The organism is Nocardiopsis lucentensis DSM 44048, assembly GCF_000341125.1.
GTDB lineage: Bacteria > Actinomycetota > Actinomycetes > Streptosporangiales > Streptosporangiaceae > Nocardiopsis > Nocardiopsis lucentensis.
The window spans coordinates 1-1,221 of sequence record NZ_ANBC01000868.1 but is presented as its reverse complement, the minus strand read 5'-3'; the positions used below and the strand labels follow the sequence as shown (position 1 = coordinate 1,221).

Genomic DNA, 1,221 nt, shown 5'->3' with positions numbered 1-1,221 from the left:
GACTCCACCGTGGTCCCCCACTGGCTGGCCTCGATGAGCGCGACGTCCATGTCCGGTTCCCACCGGATCCGCCACGACTCGTTGAACGTCCCCCTCCGCCCGCGGTCGGGCGTGCGCGGCACGCCCCACTCGACCCCGAGCAGCCGCAGCCGGTGCAGCAGCACCCCGCGTTCGCGCTGGCTGTCCTTGCGCAGGTCCAGGTCGAGGTCGCGGTCGAACGGCTCGGGCTTGAGCCGCAACCGCTTCTGCGCCGCCATCAGGTCGCGCTGCAACGGCACCATCGGGGTCGACGGCGGCACCGACCCCATACGCTCGCCGACCGACATCCTCCCGTGGACCAGCGCGGCCCGGGTCGGTTCGCCCTCGCACAGCACGGCGGTGAGCGCCTCGGACATCTCGTCGAGCCCGGCGAGCGGCCGCCCGCGCAGGACGGCGAGGCTCTCGGCCAGCCGCACCCCCTCGATGACGTGTGATGAGGACACGTGCTGCCCCTCCTCGCGGAGCAGCCGCGCGGCGTCGGCCAGCCACCGGTGCACCGGCCGGTCGGGTGCGGTGAACAGGTGGTGGTACCAGCCGGGAGCGGTCACACCGGCCCCGTAACCGCTGGCGGCGGCCAGGCGTCCGTGCGTCCACGGCACCCAGGTGGCGGTGACCTTCGCCTTGGGCAGGCCCTTGAGCAGGGCGGTGTCGTCCTTGATCGGGTAGTCGGCGACGTCGCGCAGGGCGGGCGCGTGCCAGGCGCCGCACACGACCGCCACGCGTTCGTGCCCCTGCCTCAGGACCGCGCGCAGGGTCTGGCGCATGTACGCCTCGCGGCGCGCGTCCCGGCCCGTCTCCGGACCGGCCTCGGCGCGGACCGCGGCCATGGCGTCGGCGATCGCGGGGAACGGGGAGGGCTCTCCGTCACGGCGCTGCTCGACGACGTCGTCCCACCAGCGTTCGGCGTCGTCGTACCCGGCGGCCTCGGCGAGCACCCCGAGCGGGTCGACCCGAACGCGGTCGTCCCCGGCCGCCGTCGGCCCGGTGGACGCGTCCTCGTCCCCCGCGGGCGGGCCGTCCGAGTCCTCGCCCCAGGGCGGGCCGTCGGCGTCCCGCCCTCCCCCGGACTCCCGCTCCTTCTCCTGTGCGGCCCGCGCCTCGGCACGGGCGACCCGGTCGGCCAGCGTGTGGGCGGCGGGCAGGTCGCAAAAGCGCACCGGGACGTCGGCGGAGACCGCGTAC

The 1,221-nt window shown here is 75.7% G+C and carries 1 protein-coding gene; it reads right to left on the bottom strand.

Annotated features, from left to right (window positions below; genetic code table 11):
* Nucleotides 1-1,221 (bottom strand): DUF5682 family protein (locus D471_RS0130000; protein WP_017602031.1); only part of this gene is annotated, 1,221 nt, incomplete at both ends.